This is a genomic window from Azospirillum brasilense (assembly GCF_008365405.1).
GTDB classification, from domain to species: domain Bacteria; phylum Pseudomonadota; class Alphaproteobacteria; order Azospirillales; family Azospirillaceae; genus Azospirillum; species Azospirillum brasilense_D.
The window spans coordinates 111152-127807 of the sequence record NZ_QOKV01000008.1; the positions used below are offsets into that span (position 1 = coordinate 111152).

The following is a 16656-nucleotide window of genomic DNA, read 5'->3' on the forward strand; positions in this document are numbered from 1 at the left end:
GTCAGACCGCCTGGGCGGCCAAGACCTCGCGCAGGCGCATGGTCGTCAATTCAAGCCGGTGGGCCAGGGAGCGCATGATCTCCAGCCCCATTTGCGGGAAGTCGGCGATCATCTGAAGGAAGTGGTCCTTCGGCACGCACAGCGCTTCCAGATCGGTCCTGGCGCGGACGGTGGCGGTGCGCGGCACGTCGCACAGGATGGCGATCTCGCCGACGATCTCGTTGGACCCCAGCGTCGCGACGGCCAGCGGCCCGCCGGGGCCGGTCACGATCACCTCGGCCTCCCCGCGCAGCAGGATGTAGGCGCAGGTGCCCATCTCGTCCTGCTCGAACAGGATGTCGCCCGAGCGGAAGCTCAACCGCTCGCTGGTGAAGGCCAGAAGCTTGAGCTTGGCAGTGTCGATGTTGGCGAACAGGGGAATCCTGCGCAGGCAATTGACTTCTTCGGCGATGCTCATGCCGTCTGCCTCCTCAACGCCGCCGGCTTTATTCGGCGGACACCAATTCATGCAACAACGTTCCGGGCCTGTTCAACTCGTCGAAGCGCCCATGTTCGGCGATTCGCCCGTCCTTCATCACAATGACTCGCTCGAACGCCCGTGCCAAGCCGGCGCGGTGCAGAACCCACACAAGACCACATCCTTTGCGTTCCCCCATGATGGCGGAATGCACCTTGGTCTGGCTGCTGGTGTCCAGGCCGCTGGTCGCCTCGCTCAGCACCAGCAGGTCCGGCCGCTTCAGCAGGGCGCGGGCCAGCGCCGCCTTCTGGCGCTGGGCGGCGGACAGGCGCGACCCGGCGACCCCCACGGGATGGTCCAGCCCGACCTCGACGATGGTGTCGCGCAGGTGAAGCTGGTCCACCAGCTCCGCCACGATGCGGCCCACCTTGGATTGCACCTGCGCCTGCCCGTAGACCATCTTGCCGAACAGGATGTTGTCCTGGATGCTGGCCGCGGCGTTGTAGGCCTCCGGGTCGAAGAAGGCGACGGCGTGCTTCAGGTCCGCCGGCAGGTCGCTGGCGAAGAGGTGCCGCGCCTGCAGGAGCTTCTTCTCCAGGTCCGGGGTCATCAGGCCCAGACGGTGGCGGGCGCCGATCAGCTTGAAGGGCAGGGTCATCAGCCGCGTCCGCTCCTCGGGCCGCAGCGCGCCCAGCCCCTCCTTCGCGGTGCGCGCCAGGATGCCCTGATACTCCGGCAGCTCGGCGAAGCCGATGAAGGAGAAGCGCTCGAAGAACTCGTGGCCGGGCGGCAGGCCGGCGAACAGCTCGACCATGGTTTCCGCCACCTTGTGGCCGGTCTCCAGGATGGTGTCGGTCAGCCCCACCTTGTCGAGCACATGCAGCATATAGGGATTCGAGGCCAGCGCGTCGGTCTGGAAAATCGGGCCGACCGGCGTGCCGAACAGCAGATTCTCCGCCAGCGTGGCGTTCACGGTGTAGCGGTCGGGGTCGAAGCGTTCGACCAGCCGCCCCAGGTCCGGGTTGTTCAGCATCGTGGCGCGCATGGCGTCGCGCGCCTCCAGCACGCGGGTGGCCACGTCGGGGCGCCGCTCCGGGTCGACGGTGCGGTTGAGGCCCATGCCGTACACGTCGTCCTGAAGCGAAACCATGGTCACCACGCGCAGGATGCGGGCCTTCAGATCCTCCGGCCCGTCGCAGCCGGCGGCGGCGTAGTCGATCCAGTCGGCGTCCACGTCGTCGGTGGCGTTGCCGGACAGCACCGACTCGGTCATCCGGCTCTTGCGCCGCGCCGCCGCTTCCTCACCGTCGCCGTTCTCGCGCAGCGGCCGGTGGCGCAGCCCGTAGACGAGGTTGTCGTAGAGCGAGGCCGAGAACAGGTAGGGGGTGGCACCGACATAGGCGGCGCGCCGTCCGGTCACGCTCTCCGGCAGCTCCGCATAGTCGCGCTCGCCCAGCCGGATCTGGCCCGACGAGGGCAGCAGCACGCGGGCGGCAAGCTGCGCCAGCTCGTCCCGCCCGGAGCCGACGCCGATCAGCGCGGTGTGGCCGTCCAGCGGGATGTCGCAGGTCACCCCCTCCAGGATGGGCGACCCGCCGTCCTCTCCGAACGCGACGTTGCGGAAGGACAGGCTGCCCTTGAACGGGACGTCCTCCTCCTCGCGCAGCAGGCGTTCGGCCAGCAGGTCGGGGACGTGGAACTGCTCCACCACCTGCTCGTACTTGATCCGGTTGTCCTCCTTCTGCTGGTACCAGTCGAGAAGCTCCTTCCAAGGGGCGGCCAAGTCCTTGTAGGCCGCCAGAACCGCGACCAGCGCGCCGAAGGACAGCTGACCATGGATCACCAGATAACCGCCGATCGAGTAGAAGAAGAACGGGGTCAGCTGGTTTATGAAATTGTTCAGAAATTTGACGAAAAACTTTCTTTGGTAAATCTCGAAACGGATGCGGTACACGTCGCCCAGGCGGTGACTGAGATCGGCGAGATGCCAGGATGCGGTGTTGTGGGTGTGCACCTCCTGGATGCCGGACACCGTCTCACCGATGCGGTCGGCGATCTGGCGCATGGCACGTACGCGCTGTTTGCCAAGCTGATTGACCTTGCGCTGAAGCCGTGGGATGAGCCAGCCTTGGAACGGGTACAGCGACACCGCCGCTGCCCCCAGCACCGGGTCCTGGACGAAGATGAAGGCGATGTAGACCAGCAGGGTGCCGCCCTGGAACACCGGGATGGCGATGGCGTCCCCGATGAAGCCGCCCAGCGGCTCCACCTCCGCCGTGATCATGGGGATGATCTCCCCGGGCGACATCTTGCGGAAGCGGGGCAGGGGGAAGCGCAGGACGCGCACGTACAGCTCGTACCGCAGCCGGCGCAGCATCCGCTCGCCCAGGCGGCCCTTGTAGGTGTTGATGACGTACTTGAACGCGCCGTTGACCAGCACCAAAGTCAGGAACAGTCCGCATAGGACGAACAGGTAACTCACCTGATCGAGATGGAAGCCGAGGAAGGATTCAGGCAGCTTCTTCCCGGCGATCGCCTCGTTGACGATCCGCTTCGGTAGGTCGAGCGAGGCGTAGAGGAACGGAAAGGACGCCAGGGTCATCAGGGTCAGCACGATCTGCTGACGGACGCTGTGCCGAAGGATGAATCGGAAAATGCTGGATTCCATAGCGCCATTCTACGCAAGGGGACGCCGGTGCCGGGAGCAGGCAGAAACCTTACCCCCTCTGCCGTCTGGCCGCTGGGACTATGGTTCGCCTGCACGCGGTCTGCCGCCGGCGTGACGGCGGCATGACGCACACCCGTTCATCGGCCAAGCCGCGGCCGGACACAAGAGGCCAATCGGGAGAGGTAGGAACTCCATGAGCGAACGTCCGACCTCGGGCCGCGTGCTCATCTACAGCCATGACACGTTCGGCCTCGGCCATCTGCGCCGCTGCCGGGCCATCGCCCATGCGCTGGTGGAACGCTACAGCAACCTGTCCGTGCTGATCCTGTCCGGCTCGCCCATCGTCGGCAGCTTCGACTTCCGCACGCGGGTGGACTTCGTGCGCATCCCCGGCGTCATCAAGCTGCGCAACGGGGAATACACGGCGCTGAACCTGCATCTGGACATCGACGAGATCCTGTCCATGCGGGCCTCGCTGATCCGCCACACGGCGGAGATCTACCAGCCCGACCTGTTCATCGTGGACAAGGAACCGCTCGGCCTGCGCGGCGAGGTGCGGGAGACGCTGGAGCTTCTGAAGGGCCGCGGCGTGCCGTTGGTGCTGGGGCTGCGCGACGTGATGGACGAGCCGGCCCTGCTCGCCCCGGAGTGGGAGCGCAAGAAGGTCCTGCCGGCGCTGGAGAACCTGTACGACGAGATCTGGGCCTACGGCCTGCCGCAGATCTGCGACCCGCTGGAGGGGATCGAGGTCCCGCAGTCGGTGCGCGACAAGATGGTCTACACCGGCTATCTGCACCGCACCGTGCCCCCGGCGGTCCCGCACGGTCCCGGCCTGCCGGACGAACCCTACATCCTGGTCACTCCCGGCGGCGGCGGCGACGGCGAAGCGCTGGTCGACTGGGTGCTGCGCGCCTACGAGAGCGATCCCGGCATCCCCTACCGCGCCGTTCTGGTGTTCGGCCCCTTCATGCAGCCGGACCTCCAGGCCGAGTTCCTGGCCCGGGCGGAAGCCCTGCCCAACGTCGAGGCCACCGCCTTCGAGGCGCGGATCGAGCGGCTGATGCAGGGGGCGGTGGGGGTGGTCGCCATGGGCGGCTACAACACCTTCTGCGAGATCCTGTCCTTCGACAAGAAGGCGCTGATCGTCCCGCGCGAGGTGCCGCGGCGCGAGCAGACCATCCGCGCCGCCCGCGCGCAGGAGCTGGGTCTGGTCTCCGTCCTGATGGACGACGGGGTGCGCGACGCCGCGGCGATGGCGGCGGCGCTGCGCCGGCTGCCCTGGCAGGCGCCGCCCTCCTCGGTGGTGGTGCCGGGCCTGCTCGGCGGGCTGGAGAGCGTCAACCGCCTGTCGGCCCGCTACCTGCCGGATTCGGCCTCGGCCCCGTCGCCGTTCCCTTGCGCGCCCGAACGTCAGATGGCCGCCGGGGACGCCGCGTGACCGTTGCCGTCATCGTGAAGGGCTGGCCCCGCCTGTCGGAAACCTTCATCGCGCAGGAGATTCTGGGGCTGGAGCGGCGGGGGTTGCGTCAACGGATCGTCAGCCTGCGTCAACCGACCGACAAGGCGGTGCACGAGCTGAACCGCCGCGTCACCGCCCCGGTGACCTATCTGCCCGAATATCTGCACGACGCGCCCGCCCGCGTGCTGCGCGCGCTGGCCGCGGCGCGGCGGCGCCCCGGCTGGCCGGCGGCGCGGGCCGCCTGGCTGGCCGACCTGCGGCGCGACCCCAGCCGCAACCGCGTGCGCCGCTTCGGCCAAGCCTGTGTGCTGGCGGCGGAACTGCCGGCGGACGTCACCTGGCTGCACACCCATTTCCTGCACACCCCGGCCAGCGTGGCGCGCTACGCGGCCCTGCTGACCGGCCTGCCCTGGAGCTTTTCCGCCCACGCCAAGGACATCTGGACCTCGCCGGACTGGGACCTGCGGGACAAGCTGGCCGAGGCGCGCTGGGGCGTCACCTGCACCGCGCTCGGCCTCGCCCGCCTGCGCGCCCTGGCCCCGGAGCCGGAGCGGGTGGACCTGCTCTACCACGGTCTGGACTTCAGCCGCTTCCCCGCCCCGCCGGACGCGCGCCCGGCGCGCGACGGGTCCGACCCCGCCGACCCGGTGCGGCTGCTGTCGGTCGGTCGGGCGGTGGAGAAGAAGGGCTTCGACCTGCTGCTCGACGCGCTGGCCCGCCTGCCCGCCGGGCTGCACTGGCGCTGGACCCACATCGGCGGCGGCGACCGGCTGTCCGCGCTGAAGGCGCAGGCGGCGGCGCTGGGTCTGGAGGGGCGGATCGACTGGCAGGGGGCGAAGGCCCAGGACGCGGTGATCGCCCAGTACCGCCGCGCCGACCTGTTCGTCCTGCCCTGCCGCACCGCGCGCGACGGCGACCGCGACGGCCTGCCCAACGTGCTGATGGAGGCGCAGAGCCAGGGGTTGGCCTGCCTGTCCACCCGTGCCGCCGCGGTGGCCGAACTGATCGAGGATGGCGTTACCGGCACGCTGGTGGACCCCGAGGATCCCGCCGCGCTGGCCGGCGCGCTCGAGTCGCTGCTCCGCGATCCGGCCCGCCGCGCGGCGCTGGGGGCGGCGGGTGCCGCGCGGGTGCGGCGGGACTTCGGCAGCGACTTGGGCATCGACCGGCTGCATGACCGTTTCACAACCGGAAATGGACAGTCGTCCTTTATGCCATTTGGGGGATGCTGTGCGTTGCACGGCGGCTGACAACGGGATAGAGTGCGGCTTTGCTCCACCTTTGCGACGTCATGTCGAGTCTAGCCGCCTTTCCCGAACCGGAAATCCTTTCCTTCATCGACTTCGACGACGACAGCGACGCCGTGGCGACCAGCCACGAGCTGTCGCTGACGCGCAGCAAGCTGGGCGACATGCTCGACCTGCTGCCCGCCGGGCTGCTGATCCATCAGGAAATGGGCATCGTCTTCGCCAACCAGGAGGCGGCGCGCATCCTCGGCCAAAGCGGCGACGCCCTGGTCGGGCGCCATTTCCTGGACTTCGTCGAGGAATCGGGCATCGACGACCAGCGGGATGCCTTCCTGCGCTGCCTGCGCGAGCGGGAGCTGGTGCGGTCCCAGGACGGGGTGATGATGTCCGCCGACGGTCAGCGCACCTGTGTCCAAGTCAGCATGTCGCCTCTGCCCTGGGACGGCCTGCCGGTCATCTACGTGCTGATCAACGACGTGACGGCGCTGAAGGAGTCGGAGGAGCGGCTGCGCCGGCTTTCCATCACCGACTCGCTGACCGGCGTGTCCAACCGCCGCCACTTCGTCGAGGCGGCGGAGCAGGAGCTGGCCCGCGCCCGCCGCCACGGCCGGCCGGTCACGCTGCTGATGCTCGACCTCGACCATTTCAAGAGCATCAACGACACCCACGGCCACGCTGTGGGAGACGAGGCGCTGCGGACCTTCACCGCCGCCTGCCGCGCCCTGCTGCGCGAGAACGACCTGTTGGGCCGCACCGGCGGCGAGGAGTTTGCCATCCTGCTGCCGGAAACCGACATCGCCGGGGCGCGCATGGTGGCGGAGCGCATCCGCCGCCGCACGGCAGAACTGAAGGTATCATCGGGAGTCGAGACGGTGCGCTTCACCGTGTCGATCGGCGTGGCCTGCTGCGCCGCCGGGACGCGCGACGTGGACGCCATGCTGTCCAGCGCGGACGAGGCGCTGTACCGCGCCAAGGCCGCCGGACGGAACCGGGTCGTCTGCGCGCGGGAACCGACCCCGTTCTGAGCGTCCTTTTCTTCACGACACCGGGGCCGCGATGCGCATCGCCTTCTACGCCCCGCTGAAATCCCCGACCCACCCGGTGCCCTCGGGCGACCGGCGCATGGCCCGGCTGCTGATGGCCGCCTTGGAGGGGGCCGGGCACGTGGTGACCCTGGCCAGCACCCTGCGCAGCTGGGACGATGGGCGCCGTCCGGGCCGGGCGGAGCGTCTGGCGGCGCTGGGCGCGCGCTGCGCCGACCGCCTGACGGCGCGCTGGCGGGACGACCCGCCGGACCTCTGGTTCACCTACCACCTGTACCACAAGGCGCCGGACTGGATCGGACCGGCGGTCAGCCGCCGCTTCGGTATCCCCTATGTGGTGGCGGAGGCGTCCTTCGCGGCCAAGCGCGCCGCCGGCCCCTTTGTCGCCGGCCACCGCGCCGCCGAGGCGGCGATCCGGCAGGCGGCGGCCGTCGTCAACCTCGCCGGCCACGACGCCGAGGGGGTGCTGCCGCTGCTCGCCTCGCCGGACCGGCTGGTGCGGCTGCGGCCCTTCCTCGACACGCGCCCCTTTGCGACGGCGGCCGCGGAGCGCGACCGGCACCGGGCAACATTGACCGAGCGTTACGGCCTGAACCCGGATGTTCCGTGGCTGCTGGCCGTCGGCATGATGCGCGGCGGCGACAAGGAGCGCTCCTACGAGATTTTGGCGCAAGCCCTCTCTCCCTTCCCCGCCCAGCGGGGGAGGGCCGGGGTGGGGGCGAGTCCGCATCTGCTGATCGCCGGCGACGGTCCCGCTCGCCTGCGGATCGAGACATTGTTCGGGAGAGGCGCACTTGCCCCCACCCCAACCCTCCCCCGCTTCGCAGGGGAGGGAGTCTTGTTCCTCGGCCAGCAGGATTCGTCCGATCTCACCGCGCTCTATGCCGCTGCCGACCTGTTGGTCTGGCCGGCGGTGAACGAGGCCTACGGCATGGCCTTGCTGGAGGCCCAGGCCGCCGGTCTGCCGGTGGTGGCGGGGCGGACCGGGGGGGTGCCGGACGTGGTGCGCGACGGGGTGACCGGCCTGCTGCCGCCGGTGGGCGACGCGGAGGCCTTCGCCGCCGCGGTCCGGGCGCTGCTCGACGACCCGGGGAAACGCCATCGCTTCGGCGAGGCCGCGCGCCGCATCGCCGCGGCGGAGCATGATCTGAGCAACGCGGTGGCGGTCCTGGACGGAGTCGTCCGGGGCGCCGCGCGGAAAGGGAGCCCATGACCGACCTCATCATCCTGCGCCACGGGCCGACCGCCTGGAACGCCGCGCACCGTCTCCAGGGCGGCATCGACGAGCCGCTGTCCGACGAGGGCCGCGCCCGAGTCGCGACCTGGAGGCTGCCGCCGGACGTGCTGGGCCACCGCTGGGTCGCCAGCCCGAAGCGGCGGGCGTGGGAGACCGCCCGGCTGCTCGGCCTCGACCCGGCGCCGGAACCGCGCCTCGTCGAGATGTCCTGGGGCGAGTGGGAAGGCCGTCTGCTGGAGGAACTGCGGTCGAGCGGCGCCCTGACCGCGGATCGCGAGCGGATGGGCCTCGACTTCCGCGCGCCGGGCGGGGAAAGCCCGCGCGACGTGCAGAAGCGGCTGATTCCCTGGCTGGCCGAGGTGGGGGCCGGGGGCGTGCCGACCGGGGCGGTGGCCCACAACGGGGTGATGCGGGCGCTCTACGCGCTGGCCACCGGCTGGGACATGGTGGGCAAGCCGGCCCACCGCCTGACCGACGGCTGCGCCCACCGTTTCCGGGTGGCGGAGGACGGGACCCCGGTGGTGGTTGCGATGAACGTGCCGCTGGTCGAAATGTGATGGTGTTTCACCACAGAGACACAAAGACTCAGAGATAATCACAAAGAGACCCTTCAAGAAATCTCTGTGTCTCCGTGTCTCTGTGGTGAAATCCTTCTCACTACCCCCACCCAATCACAATGCGAGATCGACCATCACCGGCACATGGTCGGACGGCTTCGGCTCCCAGCCGCGGGCTTCGCGAAGGACGCGGTGGCCGGTCAGCGCGTCCTTCAGCGGCGGGGTGACCCAGATGTGGTCGAGCCGCCGGCCGCGGTCGGAGGCCGCCCAGTCCTTCGCGCGGTAGCTCCACCAGGTGTAGAGCTTTTCCGTGGGCGGAACGAAATGGCGCAGCGCGTCGACCCAGCCGATGGACGCCTGCATCGCCGTCAGCTTCGCCACCTCCACCGGGGTGTGGGAAACGATCTTCAGAAGCTCCTTGTGGCTCCAGACGTCGTTCTCCAGCGGCGCGATGTTCAGGTCGCCGACCATGACCATGCGGCGGTCCGGGCTGCGCCGGGTCGTCCACCATTCGGTCATTTCGTCCACGAACTGGAGCTTGTGGGCGAACTTGTCGTTCTGTTCCGGGTCCGGAATGTCCCCGCCCGCCGGGATGTAGACGCTGTGCAGCTCGATCCCGCCGGGCAGTTCGGCGAAGACGTGGCGGCAGTCCTGCTTGCCGCACCAGTGCTGCACGTCGCGCGACGCGAAGGGCAGCTTCGACAGGATGGCGACGCCGTTGTAGCTCTTCATCCCGTGGATGTGGGCGTGGACGTAGCCCTTCTCGGCCAGCGGGGCCATGGGGAAGTCGGTGTCGACGACCTTGGTCTCCTGCAGGCAGATGACGTCCGGCTGCGCCTCGTCGATGAGGCGCAGCAGCAGGTCCATCCGCATGCGGACGGAATTGATGTTCCAGGTGGCGATGCGCATCGTCCGGTGATCCGTAATGGCGTCGTCAGGCGATGGTGACGGCGATGGAGCCGACGCCCTCGACCGCGCCCTCCAGCCGGTCGCCGGCGACCACCGGGCCGACGCCCTCCGGCGTGCCGGTGTAGATCAGGTCGCCCGGCTGCAGCTCGACCAGACCCGACAGGTAGGAAATCGTTTCGGACACGGACCAGATCAGGTCCGACAGGTCGCCCTTCTGGCGCAGTTCGCCGTTGACCGACAGCGTCACCGACCCCGTGTCGGGGTGCCCGATGTCGGCGGCGCGGCGCAGCGTGCCGCAGGGGGCGGACTGGTCGAAGCCCTTGCCCATGTCCCAGGGCTTGCCTTCCTTCTTCGCCGCGTTCTGCAGGTCGCGGCGGGTCATGTCCAGCCCCACGCCATAGCCGTAGACATGGTCCAGCGCGCGCTCCACCGCGATGTCGCGCCCGCCGGTGCCGATGGCCACGACCAGCTCGATCTCATGGTGCAGGTTGGCGGTCCGGGGCGGGTAGGGGATGGCGGTGCCGTCGGCGACGATGGCGTCGGCGGGCTTCATGAAGAAGAATGGCGGCTCGCGGTCCGGATCGGCGCCCATCTCGCGCGCGTGGGCGGCGTAGTTGCGGCCGACGCAGTAGATGCGGCGGACCGGGAACGGATCGCCGCCGGCGACCGGAACGGTGGGCTGGGGCCACAGGGGAATGGCGTAGGCCATGGCGCGCCTTTCTTTTCGGTGGGGTGCGGTTCGGGCACCCACCCTACCGGAAAGAGCACCAGAAAAAAGCCCCAGCCGTCGGGCCGGGGCTTTGGCGCGAAGACGCCCGGCCTGGGGGGGACCGGGCGTCGGAAGCTCCGTTTTCGGAACCCGTCTGCGGCAGGGGAATGAACCGTCGGCGGGCAACCGCGCCGGCATGCCTGTTTCCGGGGGGGCCGGGGTCAGGAGCGCGATCACTTCATAGGGCTAGAGGTGGAGCCGCTTCCGGGCGGAACCAATGCGTAGCGGGAATGGGTGCCATGCATATGATGCGGATTGTGTGGTTCTTGCTGACAAAATCGGCACCTGCCTGCATTTTACACGACCAATAGACTAGTCAATAAACGACGGCTTTCACGTTGACCGACATCGACCGCCCCACCCCCTCGGACCGGCGCACCCGCCAGCGTCCGAGCAAGTCCGGAAAGATGGCCCTCGGCCCTCTGCCGGAGCTCGTCGGCTACAATCTGCGCAAGGCGCAGGTGGCCGTGTTCCAGAGCTTCCAGAACGCCGTGGCGCCCCACGACATGACGCCGGGGCAATTCGGCGTCCTGATCATGATCAAGGAGAACGAGGGCTTGTCGCAGTCCGACCTGGGCTCGGCGGTGGGCATCGACCGTTCGACCATGGTCGCGGTCATCGACCGGCTCGAGTCGCGCGGCCTCGTCATCCGGGCGCCCTCGCCCAACGACCGCCGCTCCTACGCGCTCCGCCTGTCCCCGGAAGGGGAGAAGCTGCTGGACGAGCTGATTCCGCGCATCCAGGCCCATGACAAGGCCATGGTGAAGGATCTCTCGGCCGAGGAGCAGGCGCAGCTCATCGACTTCCTCCGCCGCATCTCGCGGGCCGGCTGACGCCGTTGGGGTAAGGGCGGCGTGCCCAAATCCTGGGCACGCGGCACTCGCCGATTGTTGACCTAATCTATTGTCCTGAAACCATCTTTCAGGAAAGACGCCGCCGCGCCCGGTCGGCGGCGGCGCTTCCGAAGGCGCGCAGGATCGCCGCCGACAACGGGTTCTCCCAGAACCGCCATTCCGGGTGCCATTGCACGGCCAGCGCGAAGGCCGGCGCCCCCGCCACCCGCACCGCCTCGACCAGCCCGTCCTCGGCCATCGCCTCCACGATCAGCCCGTCGGCCAGCCGGTCGATGCCCTGCCCGTGCAGGGAGTTGACGGTCACCGCAGCCTCGCCGCCGGCCAGCCTTTCCAGAACGCCGCCGGGGGTCAGCCTCACGCTGTGCGACGGCCCGTACTGCACGGCCAGCGGCGCCTCCTTGTCCTCGCGGTGGTTGGCATAGCCCGGCACCTCGTGCACCCGCTGGTGCAGCGTGCCGCCCAGCGCCACGTTCAACTCCTGAAAGCCGCGGCAGATGCCCAGCAACGGCACGCCCATCTCCAGCGCGGCGCGGATCAGCGGCAGGGTGGTGTCGTCGCGCTCGGGGTCGTGCAGAGTGCCCGGCGCGCTGAGCGAGCCGCCGTAGCGGTGCGGCTCGACGTTCGACGGGCTTCCGGTGACCAGCAGCCCGTCGAGCCGTCCCGCCACCTCGTCCATGTCCAGCGCCGTCCCCAGCGCCGGGATCAGCAGCGGCATGCCGCCGGCCCCGTCCGACACCGCGCGCACATACTTGTCGCCGACGACGTGGAAGGGATGCTCGCCCATCATGCGGGTGCAGGCGGGAACGCCGATCAGCGGTTTGCGGTTCATGGCAATGAACTCCAGAAGGACCCTTCGAACCGCTCCGGACGGCGGCGGACAGGCGATTATGCGCCCGCGCCGCGCGCCGCGCCAGAGCGCCGCGGCCAAGCACAAAGGGGATGCAGGGACAGAATTGTGTTGATTCGCATGCGAATTTGTCCCATATGCCCCCCTCCTCCGCGCCATTTGCGCGGAACATCTGCTGATGGGGGAGAACGATGGCGAAGACCGCTTCTCTCTTCCAATTGGGGATGGACTTGGGAAGCGATCCAAGGAAAGCCCAAACGGAAGGTCAAATCTCCAACCGGACCAACGTGACTTCTGGTCCCTGGAGAGAATCTCAAGACGACAGCAAGGACCATTTCATCGTCCGCGATGGCAAGGTCTGCGCCGGCACGCACCTGATCGTCGATCTGTGGGGCGCCGAACGTCTGGACGAGCTGGACCATGTCCGTTCCACGCTGATCGAGTCCGTGGAAGTGGCGGGGGCGACGCTCCTGCACATCCACCTTCACCATTTCACGCCGAACGGCGGCATCTCCGGCGTGGCGGTGCTCGCCGAGTCGCACATCAGCATCCACACCTGGCCGGAACGCGGCTACGCCGCCCTGGACATCTTCATGTGCGGCGACGCCCAGCCCACGAAGGCCATCCCGGTGCTGGAGCGCGCCTTCAAGCCCACGGGCGTGAAGTGCGACGAGCTGCTGCGCGGCGAAACCGGGTCATGAGCGACTCCGGCTCCGGCTGGTACGACGAGACGTTGCATACGGACGTGGCCCAGCGCCTGCGCATGGGCCGCGTCCTGCACCGCGACCGCACCGGCCTCCAGGACCTGGTGATCTTCGAGAACCCGGTCCTGGGCCGCGTGATGGCGCTCGACGGGGTCGTCCAGACCACCGAAGGCGACGAGTTCGTCTATCACGAGATGCTGACCCATGTACCGATCCTGGCGCATGGGCGGGTCCGCCGCGTCCTGATCGTCGGTGGCGGCGACGGCGGCATGCTGCGCCGTTGCCTGGAGCACAAGGCGGTGGAGCGGGTGACGATGGTGGAGATCGACCGCTCGGTGGTCGACCTGTCCATCGCCCATCTGCCGTCCATCAGCGCCGGCGCCTTCGACGATCCGCGCGCCGATCTGGTGATCGCCGACGGCTGCGCCTTCATCAAGGAGACGGCGGAGCGGTTCGACGTCATCATCGTCGATTCCACCGACCCCCACGGGCCGGGCGCCGTCCTCTTCACCGAGGACTTCTACGCCGACTGCAAGGCGCGGCTGACCCCCGGCGGCGTGCTGGTCACCCAGAACGGCGTGCCGTTCCTCCAGCCGGGCGAGCTGAAGGACAGCCATCGGCGGCTGGGCCGGCTGTTCGGCGACGCCGGCTTCTTCGTGGCGCCGGTGCCCAGCTACTACGGGGGCTTCATGGCCTTCGGCTGGGCCACCGACGACGCGGCGCTGCGCCGCCAGACGGCGGAGGCGATCCGCCCGCGCTTCGCGGCGGCGGGGCTGGCCACCCGCTACTACACGCCCGACATCCACGTCGCCAGCTTCGCCCTTCCGGCCTTTATGCTGGACGCGCTGAAGTAGGGTTTAGGGTGGCTGGAACCCCGGCGGCTTGGCCGCTGCCGGGCAGGCGTTGGCGGGCAGGGCTTCCGAATCCACGAACTGTGTGGCGACGGCGACGGCGCAGTCGTCCGACGCGGTGACCAGATGCCCGGCGCTGCGGAAGACGAGATGCCGGCTTTTCGGCAGGGTCGCCGCGGCGCGCTCCGCCCAGTCCGGCGGGGTCAGCGGGTCGTAGGCGCCGGACAGCAGAAGCACCGGCACCGGGCTGGCCACCGGCAGCCGCTCCGCCGCCTCCTGCGCGGCGGCGGGCCATTGGGCGCAGACGCGCCGGCCGGGATCGTCGGCGGTGACAGCGCCGTAGGGGGCGAAGCGGCGGGCGGCGTCGGCCAGCCGCAACGGGTCGGCGGGGGTCACCGTCTCCCGGCATTCGATGGAAAAAGCCATGCCCTCCGCCGAGTCGGGGTCGCCCAGCCAGGGGGCGGGGACCCAGTCGGTCAGGCGGTCGTACCGGCCGCGCCACGCCCGTTCGATCAGGGCGGGGAGGCGGGGCACGCTCTCGCCCTCGGCCATCGCCTCCAGCAGGGCCGACAGGACAGCGGCGCTGTCCAACCGCGCCCAGCGCGGGATCTCCGGATCGCCCACCGGCACGTCCACCGGGGCCTTGCCCAACCGCTCGACCAGCTCCAGCAGATGGCGCTCCAGGTCCGGATAGGCGGCGCGGCACACGCGGTTGGCCGCGCAATCGTCGAACAGCCGCTTGAACGCCCGGTGCGCGAGCCAGGGCGCCTCCTCCGTCGCGTTGACGTCGGGCGGGTAGATGGAATCGAGCACCGCCGCGCGCACCCGCCCGCCATGGCGCCGCAGGATCTCCAGGGCCACCCGTGTGCCGTAGGACACGGCGAACAGGTTGACCCGCGGCGCGCCCAGCGCCGCGGCGACGTCCATGGCGTCGTCGGCGGCGATGGGGGTGGTGAACATGGCGCCGTCCAGCCCGGCGGCGGTGAAGCGGTCGCGGCAGGCGGCGATGGCCGTGCGCTCCAGCGCGGCGCGGCGGTCCCGCGACACCGGGCGCAGGCGGGGCGATGCGCCGAGCACGTCCAGCTCCGGGCAGTCGGTGTCCGGCTCGGCCCGCCCGGCGCCGCGCGGGTCGAACAGCACGACGTGGCGCGACCGGCGGAACCCGGCGGTCAGCGACCACCACACCTCCATCCGCTCCTCCACCGCCTCGCCGCTGCCGAAGGGGGAGGCGCCGGGGCCGCCCTCCAGGAACAGGACCGGGTCGGGCGATGGCTGCTTGGCGGTGGACAGCAGGACGACGACCGGCAGGCGGAAGGCCCGCGTCGCCGGCCGGTCGCGCCGGTCGGGCACACCGACGGTCCCGCACAGCGCGGCCTCGCCCTCCGGCACGGAGAACCAGCAGGGGCCGGGCACGAAGCGGGGGTCGGCCTTGGCTGGCAGTGGAGCCAGCGCCACCGCCAACAGGGCGGCAGCCAGTGTTCCGAACCACCGATGATGGGCGCGTCTCGTCACGCGGGTCGATCGTCCTCAGCAGCGCAAGGGCGGGCCGGGATCGGCCGGGCGATGGCCCTTCCACCGGTCCCACCACTTTTGATGCTTTCTCTTTGACCCAGCGGGGCGGGCTTGTCCAGGACAAGACGGGTCCTGTCCGTCCGCGCCCTCGCACCCTCAGCTTCGCGACGGGCCCATCCGGACGGCGCCCCGCTCCGCCGGCTTGCCGCGGCTCCGCTCGCGCCACAGGGCGGGGATGGCGAGGCTGGCGACGCCGGCGAGCAGCAGGACCGCCTTGGTGAGCTGGTTGAACGGGCCGCCGAACAGGTCGATCAGCAGGATCGCGTAGGCCACCAGCACGTGGAACAGATAGACCTGCAGCGAGTGCCGCCCCAGCAGCCGGAGGAAGGGCAGGGTGAACAGCGCGGTGAGCAGCCGGGCGGTGCCGGCGGCGACCGGGTGGGACGACCGCGGGCCGGCGATGAGCAGCCAGGACACGGCATAGGCCAGCGCCGCGAAGTTCGCGAGGTAGACGAGGCTGAACTCGGTGCGGTCGACGTAGCGCAGGAAACGCTCGCCGACGATCGGGCCGACCAGCTCATGGACGAAGGACAGATGCCAAGCCGCGCAGACCACCACGGTGACCAGCGCCGGAACCAGCCAGGGCGGCCGCTCGACCGGGAACCAGCGGTCGGCGTCGAAGCGGCCCCGCTGCACGGCGCTGCCGATCAGCAGACCCGCGACGTAGAGCACCTGCCAAGCGAGCGGGTTGAACGGCCCGCGCACTGCCAGCCCGTCGCTGAGCCGCCCCAGCCCGGCGTCGAGCGCGCTCAGCACCGGGACATGCAAGCCCATCTGCACGGCGGCCCACAGCGCGGCGCTGCCCAGCGCGACCTTGCGGGCGTGGCCGTCGAGGATCAGGCGGAGCAGCAGCGGTGTCGCCGCGAGGTAGAGGATGTACTGGATCAGCAGATCCGTGAAGGTCGGGGAGTGCAGAAGGAGCGCGCTCGCCAGCAGGGTGCCGGGCTCCAGTCCGGCCAGATGCCCGAGGAAGCCGCCCAGCGGCTCCCGCGCGCCGGGGACCAGCACCACCATGGCGGTGACCAGCGCGATCACCAGCATGGTCGACACGTACAACTCGCGGGCGCGGGCGAACAAGCGCCGCCGCGCCGCCTCGGGGGAGCGCTGGGTCCAGACGCGGGTGTAGTACATCCCGGCGACGATTCCCGACAGCAGCACGAAGCCCTGAGCGTCCTGAACATAGCCGAGTTCGGCGTGGTTGACCTTGGCGAGCAGCACGCCGCCGGCGAGCACCACATGGTTCACCATCATGAAGACGAGGAAATACCCCCGCAACCCGTCGAGCGTCGCGGAACGGCTCATCGGGCGCCACCCCGCGGCGACGGCCGGGTGGCGGGGGAATCGGCCGTTCTCATCGGTGCGTGCCGCATCTGAGGCGTCTCCGTTGCTGGCGTCGGTGTTGGCGCTCCTCGGGTCGCCCCATATTCGTCGTTAACGAATGGTTATTCCTTGGCCGGTGCCGTCCGGGGCGCCTTTTCGAAC

The 16656-nt window shown here is 69.8% G+C and carries 15 protein-coding genes; 8 read left to right on the forward strand and 7 right to left on the reverse strand.

The window, feature by feature from the left end; all coding sequences use genetic code 11:
- Position 1: 1 nt before the first annotated feature.
- Positions 2–457 (reverse strand): cyclic nucleotide-binding domain-containing protein, encoded by a 456-nt coding sequence (locus DS837_RS14655; RefSeq protein ID WP_149165429.1) that lies wholly within the window; start codon positions 455–457, stop codon positions 2–4.
- Positions 458–485: 28 nt separating this feature from the next.
- Positions 486–3125 carry an ABC transporter ATP-binding protein gene (locus DS837_RS14660; protein ID WP_149165430.1) on the reverse strand — a complete coding sequence of 880 codons (2640 nt, stop codon included), beginning with the start codon at positions 3123–3125 and terminating at the stop codon, positions 486–488.
- Positions 3126–3318: 193 nt separating this feature from the next.
- Between DS837_RS14660 and DS837_RS14665 the strand changes: the two genes are divergently transcribed.
- Genes DS837_RS14665 through DS837_RS14685 form a run of 5 tightly spaced genes read left to right on the forward strand, consistent with a single transcriptional unit; the run spans position 3319 to position 8668 of the window.
- A complete protein-coding gene (locus tag DS837_RS14665) occupies positions 3319–4563 on the forward strand; it encodes a glycosyltransferase family protein (RefSeq protein ID WP_149165431.1) in 1245 nt (414 codons plus the stop codon).
- Complete coding sequence (locus DS837_RS14670) at positions 4560–5834, forward strand: glycosyltransferase (protein ID WP_149165432.1); 1275 nt, start codon at positions 4560–4562, stop codon at positions 5832–5834. The genes DS837_RS14665 and DS837_RS14670 overlap by 4 nt, the downstream gene beginning before the upstream one ends.
- A gap of 41 nt (positions 5835–5875) precedes the next feature.
- Entirely contained in the window at positions 5876–6856 is a 981-nt protein-coding gene (locus DS837_RS14675) for a GGDEF domain-containing protein (RefSeq protein WP_149165433.1), read from the forward strand.
- Positions 6857–6887: 31 nt separating this feature from the next.
- Positions 6888–8087, forward strand: coding sequence for a glycosyltransferase family 4 protein (locus tag DS837_RS14680; RefSeq protein ID WP_149165434.1), 1200 nt, complete (start codon positions 6888–6890; stop codon positions 8085–8087).
- Entirely contained in the window at positions 8084–8668 is a 585-nt protein-coding gene (locus tag DS837_RS14685) for a histidine phosphatase family protein (protein ID WP_149165435.1), read from the forward strand. The genes DS837_RS14680 and DS837_RS14685 overlap by 4 nt, the downstream gene beginning before the upstream one ends.
- 114 nt (positions 8669–8782) lie before the next feature.
- Here DS837_RS14685 and xth read toward each other — a convergent pair whose 3' ends face one another.
- A complete protein-coding gene (gene xth / locus DS837_RS14690) occupies positions 8783–9577 on the reverse strand; it encodes an exodeoxyribonuclease III (protein ID WP_149165436.1) in 795 nt (264 codons plus the stop codon).
- A 25-nt stretch (positions 9578–9602) separates the two neighbouring features.
- Positions 9603–10286, reverse strand: a complete 684-nt coding sequence (locus DS837_RS14695; RefSeq protein ID WP_149165437.1) for a fumarylacetoacetate hydrolase family protein — start codon at positions 10284–10286, stop codon at positions 9603–9605.
- A gap of 398 nt (positions 10287–10684) precedes the next feature.
- Between DS837_RS14695 and DS837_RS14700 the strand changes: the two genes are divergently transcribed.
- Positions 10685–11179, forward strand: a complete 495-nt coding sequence (locus tag DS837_RS14700) for a MarR family winged helix-turn-helix transcriptional regulator (RefSeq protein ID WP_145676155.1) — start codon at positions 10685–10687, stop codon at positions 11177–11179.
- A gap of 88 nt (positions 11180–11267) precedes the next feature.
- On the opposite strand, the gene DS837_RS14705 is transcribed toward DS837_RS14700, so the two are convergent.
- Positions 11268–12029 carry a gamma-glutamyl-gamma-aminobutyrate hydrolase family protein gene (locus tag DS837_RS14705; protein WP_149165438.1) on the reverse strand — a complete coding sequence of 254 codons (762 nt, stop codon included), beginning with the start codon at positions 12027–12029 and terminating at the stop codon, positions 11268–11270.
- A gap of 305 nt (positions 12030–12334) precedes the next feature.
- Between DS837_RS14705 and speD the strand changes: the two genes are divergently transcribed.
- Positions 12335–12748, forward strand: coding sequence for an adenosylmethionine decarboxylase (gene speD, locus DS837_RS14710; RefSeq protein WP_425599252.1), 414 nt, complete (start codon positions 12335–12337; stop codon positions 12746–12748).
- Positions 12745–13605 carry a polyamine aminopropyltransferase gene (gene speE / locus DS837_RS14715; protein WP_149165440.1) on the forward strand — a complete coding sequence of 287 codons (861 nt, stop codon included), beginning with the start codon at positions 12745–12747 and terminating at the stop codon, positions 13603–13605. The genes speD and speE overlap by 4 nt, the downstream gene beginning before the upstream one ends.
- 3 nt (positions 13606–13608) lie before the next feature.
- Here the strand turns inward: speE and DS837_RS14720 are convergent, their stop codons facing one another.
- Positions 13609–15114 (reverse strand): alpha/beta hydrolase, encoded by a 1506-nt coding sequence (locus DS837_RS14720; protein WP_149165441.1) that lies wholly within the window; start codon positions 15112–15114, stop codon positions 13609–13611.
- Between the two features lie 156 nt (positions 15115–15270).
- Positions 15271–16476 carry an OpgC family protein gene (locus DS837_RS14725; protein WP_149165442.1) on the reverse strand — a complete coding sequence of 402 codons (1206 nt, stop codon included), beginning with the start codon at positions 16474–16476 and terminating at the stop codon, positions 15271–15273.
- Between the last annotated feature and the right edge of the window lie 180 nt (positions 16477–16656).